The organism is Plantibacter sp. CFBP 13570, assembly GCF_014841395.1.
GTDB lineage: Bacteria > Actinomycetota > Actinomycetes > Actinomycetales > Microbacteriaceae > Plantibacter > Plantibacter auratus.
The window spans coordinates 39,809-47,949 of record NZ_JACYTW010000029.1 but is presented as its reverse complement, the minus strand read 5'-3'; the positions used below and the strand labels follow the sequence as shown (position 1 = coordinate 47,949).

At 68.2% G+C, this 8,141-nt stretch carries 10 protein-coding genes; 2 read left to right on the top strand and 8 right to left on the bottom strand.

Going from position 1 to position 8,141, the window contains the following annotated elements:
* Window positions 1–167 precede the first annotated feature (167 nt).
* A complete protein-coding gene (locus IFT89_RS11420; RefSeq protein ID WP_213014255.1) occupies window positions 168–1,769 on the bottom strand; it encodes a relaxase/mobilization nuclease domain-containing protein in 1,602 nt (533 codons plus the stop codon).
* Window positions 1,766–2,164, bottom strand: a complete 399-nt coding sequence (locus IFT89_RS11415; RefSeq protein WP_202939018.1) for a plasmid mobilization protein — start codon at window positions 2,162–2,164, stop codon at window positions 1,766–1,768. The genes IFT89_RS11420 and IFT89_RS11415 overlap by 4 nt, the downstream gene beginning before the upstream one ends.
* A 466-nt stretch (window positions 2,165–2,630) precedes the next feature.
* Here IFT89_RS11415 and IFT89_RS11410 point away from each other — a divergent pair, with 466 nt between their 5' ends.
* Window positions 2,631–2,927, top strand: coding sequence for a hypothetical protein (locus IFT89_RS11410; RefSeq protein ID WP_202939017.1), 297 nt, complete (start codon window positions 2,631–2,633; stop codon window positions 2,925–2,927).
* Window positions 2,924–3,307, top strand: coding sequence for a hypothetical protein (locus tag IFT89_RS11405; RefSeq protein WP_202939016.1), 384 nt, complete (start codon window positions 2,924–2,926; stop codon window positions 3,305–3,307). Before IFT89_RS11410 ends, IFT89_RS11405 begins: the two co-directional genes overlap by 4 nt.
* Before the next feature lie 138 nt (window positions 3,308–3,445).
* Here IFT89_RS11405 and IFT89_RS11400 read toward each other — a convergent pair whose 3' ends face one another.
* The 6 genes from IFT89_RS11400 to IFT89_RS11375 form a co-directional block, all read right to left on the bottom strand.
* A complete protein-coding gene (locus IFT89_RS11400; RefSeq protein WP_202939015.1) occupies window positions 3,446–3,661 on the bottom strand; it encodes a hypothetical protein in 216 nt (71 codons plus the stop codon).
* Window positions 3,662–3,691: 30 nt separating this feature from the next.
* Window positions 3,692–4,129 (bottom strand): hypothetical protein, encoded by a 438-nt coding sequence (locus IFT89_RS11395; RefSeq protein WP_202939014.1) that lies wholly within the window; start codon window positions 4,127–4,129, stop codon window positions 3,692–3,694.
* 58 nt (window positions 4,130–4,187) lie between these two features.
* On the bottom strand, window positions 4,188–5,156 hold the full coding sequence (locus tag IFT89_RS11390) for a DUF3560 domain-containing protein (RefSeq protein ID WP_202939013.1): 969 nt from the start codon (window positions 5,154–5,156) through the stop codon (window positions 4,188–4,190).
* 30 nt (window positions 5,157–5,186) lie between these two features.
* Complete coding sequence (locus tag IFT89_RS11385; RefSeq protein WP_202939012.1) at window positions 5,187–5,561, bottom strand: hypothetical protein; 375 nt, start codon at window positions 5,559–5,561, stop codon at window positions 5,187–5,189.
* Window positions 5,562–6,106: 545 nt separating this feature from the next.
* Entirely contained in the window at window positions 6,107–7,525 is a 1,419-nt protein-coding gene (locus tag IFT89_RS11380) for a ParB/RepB/Spo0J family partition protein (RefSeq protein ID WP_202939011.1), read from the bottom strand.
* A 104-nt stretch (window positions 7,526–7,629) separates the two neighbouring features.
* Window positions 7,630–8,013, bottom strand: a complete 384-nt coding sequence (locus tag IFT89_RS11375; protein WP_202939010.1) for a DUF3846 domain-containing protein — start codon at window positions 8,011–8,013, stop codon at window positions 7,630–7,632.
* Between the last annotated feature and the right edge of the window lie 128 nt (window positions 8,014–8,141).

The following is an 8,141-nucleotide window of genomic DNA, read 5'->3' as shown; positions in this document are numbered from 1 at the left end:
CGCTCCGCGGCGCGGCCCTCGTGTTCGCTGCGCTCACGCGCGCGCTGCAGCTGCGTCTGCCGCAGGCGGGCGAGTTGTTCCGCGATGCGGGTCGCGATCATCAGTGAGGTGCGAAGTGACCCGTGGAATGCATCGTCCATGCCGTCGGAGTCAGTCATCATGTGTTCCTATCGTTCACGCCCACGGTCGCCCTCATACGACCGGCCGGGCTGTTGTGGTGCCGCCTCAGGTGAGGCGGACGGTGGGGTGACCGTGCCGGTGCTGGCGGGCATGCCGCGCTGCGCGATCCGGAGCGCTTCTGACGCGGCCCGGTGCTCGACCGGGATCTCGGCCGCGCGTTCGGTCTGTGGTTGTTGGGATGCCGCACGGGTCGGTACCGGCGGGAGCTTCGCGGCGACTGCGGCGAGTTGTGCGCGCGCACCTCGCTCGAGCTCGGCCGCGCGGCGAGCTTCGCCGGCAGCACGGTGCATGCCGATCAGCGCATCGGTGAGCGCGAGCATCTGCTTCATCATCACGGTGTACGCGATCGCCCCGTTGGCTGGAGCGCCAGCCTGCAGGAGCAACATCGCAGCCCCGGACACTCGCGGGACGGACGGCTTCGAAACGGTCGCCTGACGGGTGCGCAACTGCGCCGACTTCGCGACCGAGTCAGCGGCAGCAGCCAACGGTCCGGGCGTCTGTTCGACCCGCTTCGACCATGCGGCCAACGTCCCGGACGTCTCCCGCGCCACCCGCGCCCACGTCACCCGATCCGTCGGCGGCACAGCAGCGAGCTTCGCTTGCAGATCATGCATCTCGATCGTGTACTTCGGCCACAGCGTCGCATCCGGAACACCAACATCCCGGCCACGGCCGACCGCGGGTTGGCGCTGCTTCGCAGCCGTCCACTCCGGTGCTGCGGTGGCCGTTTCCGACCACTCCGCGCGCAGGGCCACCAGCGAGAGGTCACGTCCGAGGCTGCGGCCACCGAACCAGATCGGGGTGGTGTCGGAACTCTTCCGGGTCGGGGTGTGTGCGACGGAGTATCCGACGACGTCGGTGCTACTGCCACGCTCAAACCTGGGACGCACGAGCAGCCCAGCTTGCCGCAGCCGGCGCACGAACTCTGCCTCATCCGTCGACGCGGTGGCGCACCCCCGGACCGTCCTGGCCAGGCTCACCCGGGCAGGTTCCGCGGCGCCGCGACGCTCCGACGCCTCGCGCTCACCGGCCTTCACGCCACGGGTTGCGCGTTCGGGCATCTCGGACTCGAGCAGCTGCAGCCCGTGCTTCGCTTCCAACATCCGGGAGGTGCGCTGGGCGCGCACCTGGTCGAGGTGGATGCTCACCTTCGTGCCATCCTCCCGCACCCGGGATGCGGCGATGTGGACGTGGTCGTTGCCGTTCTTCGACACCCCGTGACGCACCGCAACCCACCGGGCCGGTGACTTCCCGGACGCGTCGGTGAAGCCCATCTCGTCCATGAAGTCCTGCGTGATCTCCGCCCACTTCTCATCCGACAGCGCACCCTCCTCGGCACGCAACGACAGCGAGCAGTGCCACACAGAACCACCCGACACCTCGACACCAGACGAGCGTCGAGGCTGGTCAAGGATCCGCGCGATCTGCAACGCGTCGTCATGCGCCAGCTGCGCAGTACCGTGCATCGCCATAGCGACCGGGTCGCCCGCCACCAGGTGCGCATCACGGTGCTCGTTCGCCCGCCCCTCACCCACCAGATAGGACATGAGGCCGCTCATCCGGTCGCCCTTGACGACGTTCGGCATCATGCGTGAATCAGGCTCTCAACGAGATCGTCCATCCTCGTCAACGTCTTCTGCGTCGCACGCAACGTCGCCGCCAACTCCGCCGACACAACGCCCGTCGCGTTCGACGCACGAGCCAACTGGTTGACGTTGTTCGACAGCGCACCAAGCATCCGCTGCGTCTGGAAGAACTGCGTCAACAGATCACGCCGCTGCGTCGACGTCTCACCACCACGCTGCAACGTCGACTCAACCAACAACCGTGCCACCGTCACCCGCTGCTCCTCAGCGAGAACCACCAACCGGGCCTCCTCCTCCGGAGTGACCTTCACCCGGTGAGAGTGCTGCCGAGCAACCGGCGCATTCGCCCGACGACGACGAACCAACGCTCGCTTCCGCGGCTCCGTCTCGTCCGTCATCACCACTCCTCAGCCCAGCGCAGCGACCCCGAAACCTCGGGGACCACACGACCAGTGTGCCATCCGAAGCGCCACGCCGCCAGAGGATCAAGCCATTTAGGGAACCTAAATGTATAGCTTGCTCCGCAGGACCAGTGGAACCGGTGCCTGTGGTGCCCTGCATGGTCGGCAGAGCCGGGGAGTGGAGCATGCCACCCGGGCTGTGCATGAACCTCTCGGTTCGTGCGATCTGCGCTCTTTCGTTCGCGGTCTCTCCGAGCCCGCATCGGCAGAGAGCGTTCCGTGTGAACGGGCGGCCACCGTCCGGGCATGGTGCAGCCACGAACGCTGCACGCGCCGGACGTCTTGACCCCGCGCAACGCGGCTGCGCGGGCAAACCACATCTGTAGGTGGGTGTGCAAGTTCCGCTTGCACACCTACCCCCCGTCTATAGGTGGGGAGTCTCCCTCAATTGGAAGGATCACGCATGGATGAACACGACACCGCGGACGCGGCAGCAGCACGCGCCCGCGAGCTACTGCAAGAGGAGATGGACGCACGAGTGAACACCGTGCGCACCCTCGTCAACGCCGGACAGCACGCAACCAACATCGAGGCTCAGGCACGAGACGCAGCAACTCAGCACCAGGCCGCGTATCGCGCAGCGATCGACGCCGGCTGGACAGAGACCGGGCTACGCAAGGCCGGCATCCGACCACCGGGAACAGGCGCAACGCGCCGCCGGCCCGCGCGCGGCGCCGCATCGCAGGGGAGTGAGCAGTGAACGACACCGCGGCGCTGGCCGCGTCCTACCAGCTCTACTTGGCACAAGGTCTCCTGGTGCTCTTCGTCATCGCGGCAGCTGTGGCGAGCCTCGTCAAACTTGCGCGTGGGCGCTACCGGCGACCGATCACCCGTTGGGTGGTCGGGTCACTGCAGTCGATGCTCGTTGCAGCCGCGTACGGGCTGTTGCTCGTGCAACTCCCGAAGCTTGCCTACGCGCTCGCCACGCAGTCCGGCAGCTACCTCGAGCAGGTGTACCGAGAGTCAGGGATCTTGTTCGGTGCCATCGCGATCGCGATCGTCACCCTGAGCCTCATGCCGCTCATCATGGGCCGCGTGCGCGCAGCACGGACACCGCCAATCCCGAAACCGCTTCCCTAACGACGACAGCGAAACAGCAGAGGGTGCACCCGCGTTGCGGTTGCACCCTCTGCTGTTCGTCCGGTTGGTGGCTGGGGGAGTGTGAGGGGGCTCCGTCCCCCTCGCATGGTGCGCGCAGCGTGCCATGCCCCGCCCCGCTCAGTCGGGTCGCTCGGTGAGGGTGTAGCCGTCGAGGACGCCGTCTGCGATCAGGGCGATCTCTTCGAACAGCTCGCCCATGACGGTGTGCTCATCGAACGGGTCAAGGTCGGCGTCCCAGCCGGTGCCGTAGCGGTGGGTGGCGAGCTGTCCGGCGAGCAGCACATCGGTTTCAGCGGCGATGGTGTGACCGTCCGGGAGGGTGAGCATGAGCATGGCGTGGTCCTTCGTGAGTCGGGGAGTGGTTCAGTTGTCAGTGGTGCAGACGGCGCAACGGGTGACGCCGTCGACCATGTGGAGCGGGCCGTCGTAGGCTCCGCAATCGGCGCACTCTCGGGCGGCCCAGTACGCGACCACATCGGGCTGGTCCTCGAACGCCACGCGCGGGACGAAGTGGAAGCGTTCGTCGCCCTCACCGGGTATCGCTGCGGTGTGGTCCTCGTCGCTGAGGCGTGATCCGTGCGCGTTAGCCCAGGGCAGCGGGTCGCGCGAATCGGCGGCCTCGCCCTCCCACACCTCGCGGATGATGTGCTGGGCGACGTCTCCTTGGTCGAGCTGCGCGAACAGGGTGGCGAGGGTGTAGCCCTCGCCCATCGACAGGGAACCGAGAATGTTCCCGTGGTGCCAGTCACGAATCATCCGCGCGGCTGCGACGGCTGCGGGAACGGCGGTGATGGTGGTCATGGTGGGCTGCTTTCAGGTGAGGGCCGGAGCGACGGAGCGTCGCCCCGGCCGGTGGGTGCTAGCTGGCGCGGGCTGCTGCGGCGGCTTCCCAATCGGCAGCCGTGGTGAGCTGCTGAATCTCCGCATACGGGGTCGTGTCGGTCCACGAGTAACCGGTGGTGAGACTGACGGTCTTCTGGTTCACCCGGACGACTTCGCGCCACGACCCGCGCACCTTCACCCGGTCACCCTTCTGAACGGTGGAGCGGTCGTAGCCGGTGGCCGTGCCGGTGCGGATCTGTTCGGCGCGCACCTGCTCCCAGTACGCGAGCTGGTCGACGAGCTCCGCGCGGCGCGGTTCCGTGCGGGCGGTGCGGCGGCTGATCTGCTCCGACGTCGCCGGGACGTATCCGGCGGTGTCGTCGTAGACGGGGGCGACGCGTTCGCGGTCGAGGCGGCGGATGTCGGCGGCGTACTTCTCGATCCGGTTCGCGACCGTCACCGGGTTGTATCGTGCGTCGTTCGTGGCGGCGGCTGAGGCGGCGCGGGCTCGCGCGGTATCGGCGTCGTCGGTCGCGGCGACGGCTCGGCCGGTGGCGTTGTGGGCTCTCGCGATCGCGTTGCGGTGGCGGTGCTCGGAGTGATGGCCGATCTTGATGGGCTCGCCACCCTCGGGGAGCCGGTCGAGGGCGCGACGCTCGACGTCCCATGCGGCGTCAGCGGCGGCGGTCTTGCGCTCGGCTTTCGCGTCGAGCGCGGCCACCCGGTCATCCTGCCGGGCTATCTTGTCCGCCTCGACCTCCGCCGTTGTCCGGTGGGTGCGGTCGACGTCGACGGACACCGTGAATCCGGCCTGGCGGAGTGCGTCGGCGGTGCGGGTGATGGTGTGCAGGTTCGGCAGGCGGTCGCGGGAGTGCGGGACGTACCAGGCGGCGATGCTGCGCCCCCAACGCCACCGGTTGGCCTTCAGGACGTCGGCGGTGCCGTCGCCCCGGCTGGTGCCGTCGATGAGGGTTCCGGCTTCGTGCGTGTGCGTGATGGTGAGCATGCTGGGTCCTTCGTGTTCGTGATGGGTGGGTCAGTCGTTGGCGAGGTAGTCGGGACGGGTCTCGCTGCGGTCGTGGAGCGCGTAGGCGGCGGGCACCAGGCCGAGCGTGCGAGCGGCGGTCAGCGGGACGACGACGTAGGCACCGGAGGCCATGTACCCGGTCCGGCCCGGACGGACCGGGTCGACGGGTGCGAAGTGCTGCAACGTCGCGCCACCGCACGCCGCGACGTGCACGCGGGTGATGAGTCGGACGGCGGGTGTCTGCTCGGTCACCGGGTCGGTGCCGCCTGCGTCGACGATGACCACACGGCGAGTCTGGGCGCTCAGCCCGTCATCACCCGGCCCGTGGTGCTCGCTGGTGATGACCTCGGCGAGGTGGCCACGGGTGGTGTCGGTCGTGCTCATGGGGGTGTCCTTTCGTCAGGTCTTGGAGGGGGTCAGATGTCGCTGTCACGCCAGCGGCTGACGGTGCAGCGCTCACCTGGCTGGTTGGTGTCCCGGCCCTCAGAGCGGCACGAGCTGCACGCGCATCCGTCGGCGTAGCTCTCACCGGCGTACGTGTTCTCGTGTCCGTAGTCGTCCATTGGTCTCCCCCTCGTTCTTTTGCCGTGAAGGCGGTTTACCGCCGTCAGGGAGCGCCGGACTGGGCGCAACCCGAAGGGCAGGGGAGGAGAGAGTTTCCGGGCGATGTGAGGGAGCCTGCGACCGCGTCCGGGAAGTCTCGGGGGAGCTGGCGGTGCAGCCGCTTGCGCCCAGGCCGGCCGACCGCATCCTGCCGAAGGCTTCACGGCTAAAGAACGCACCCGCAGGGTGCACACAGCGCCCGCGCAGCGGGTGTCAATGCTGGGGGAGTGTGAGGGGGCTCCGACCCCTCGCATCGTGCGCTCTGCGTGCGATGCCGCGCCGCTTGTCCGGGATGAGGTGCTGGGCCTCACCCCGGACAGGACCGGTTAGCTGTCGGTGGGGAGCTTCGCGGCGATCCGCTCCACGTCACTCAGCGGGTAGCCCCACGCGGCGAGCTGACGGAAGTAGGCGGCGATATCGTCGCCGCCCTGTCGCCAGGTGTGGCGGCCGGTGGACTCTTCGATGCCAGCGAGGACGATTGCCAGGGCGACGTGCTGAGCGCGGGTCGGGTTCTTCGAGGTCGTTGCGGCGAGTCGGTCGCTGATCGACCCGTAGGCCGCCTTGTCGTGCTTCACGCCGAGCAGTTCGTGGGCGAACCGATTCCCGGTGTCCATGCCCCGGGAGACCGCGTGGCGGTGGGTGGTGAGGCCGTCCGCGATCACCTTCGCGGCACCCCTCGGCAGGGTCTTGGCGCGCAGCTTGGCTGCGAGCCAGTCGCGGCGCACCGTCTGCGCGGCATCCCACGCCTTGTTGTTCGCGATCAACTGACGGCGCTCCTGCTTCTTCGCCTCCCGCTCCTCAGGCGTCAACTCGTCCGCTGCGGGCTTGGACGCCGTGGACGCGTAGCGGTCCCGGAACCCCTTCGCGCTCTTCGGGATGTAGTAGCGGACGGACGCCTCAGCGTCGCCCGCATACGCGTTCACCGTGGCTGTGCGGCCCTCGACCTCGGAGATCACGTCCGGGGTCACCGGTTCCCCGTCCAGGGTCGCGAGCTGAGCGATCGACACCATGCCCGTGGACCAGTCGACGTAGTCCACGACCGCGAACCCCTGCCCGGTGAGCTGTTCGGTCGCAGCGTCCACGAGCTGTCGGATGTGGCGGTCGTTGCGGGCGCGCTGCGCGGCGTGCTCGAACTGCTCCGGCTCGGTCGTCGCAACCTGGATCAGTTCGGCGGTGACGTCCGGATCGTCCGCGAAGTCGAGCAACGCGGCCCCCTGCTCCAACGTCAGCTGGTGGGTGAACATGGCCGCTGCCGTGCCGGCGTGCTCTGCGAGGGCGAGGCCAGTCGTCACACGAGCCTTGGCGGTGCCGAGCTGCTTCGCGATCGTCGCGACGTCCATACCCTCGAAGGACAGCTGCTGCCAGGCGGCGACCCGGTCAGCGTCGCTGAGTTCCGTGCGGTGCTCGTTCTCGATCATCTGCGCGACGATGCGTTCCGTGGTCGCCTCGTCCGCCTCGACCACGTAGACGGGGATGGTGGGGCGCTGCGCCTCGCGGGCGGCGAGGGTACGGCGCTGACCCATCCGCACCAGGACGTTCCCGTGCTCGTCACGACGCGCGACGACGGGCTGCATAACCCCGAACCGGCGAATGCCGTCGATGAACTCGGGCGTGAGCGGGGCGACGGTGCGGACGTTGGTCTCAACGATGATCGTCTGCGGGTCCAGGTGCTCCAACACACCCGCCGGAACAGCCTGTGCGGTCTGCCGGGCGGCGGTCTGGGTGGTGGTGGTGTTCTTGGTCACGATGTTGCCTTTCAGATAGAATTTCAAGTGGCCGGGAACGGTGACAGCTGAAATGTCACCGACCCCGGCCTTTGTCGTTGCTGCGGGGTCGTCCTGGGGTGGGGTTAGCCGAGGAGCGCGGCGGCGTTCGTCAGCGGCGGATACGCGGTCGCCGCGCACCAGGCGGACACGACCGCAGCGGTTTGAGCGTCAGACAGACCGGCCGGGCTGCCCTGCTCATCGGTGCCGAGGAACACAATCGGGCCGTGCACGATCATCGGGTGTCCCGCCTGGTGCAGGAGCATCGATGCGACCCCGTTGACGGGTGTGCCCCGGTCCGCGCCGTACATGTCGTAGTACAGCTCGACACCGGACCCGAACGAGCTCGCGAGGTCGTACCAATCCGACCCCAACAGCTCGTTCATCTCGTCCGGGAACGTGACCTTGCTTGTGTCCACGTGCACGGCCTCGACGACCCCTGCCGCGCTGATTCTGAGTGCTCTGTTCATCCGTGTTGCTCCATTTCGTGTGCGCGAGCTGGCCTCGAAGACCCAGCCCGCTTCGTGAGCCCCCACCCCCTCGTTGTTTTCCCTTATCTGAGGTGGGGAGCCGATCTGGCACGTAGAGAGAGAGCGAA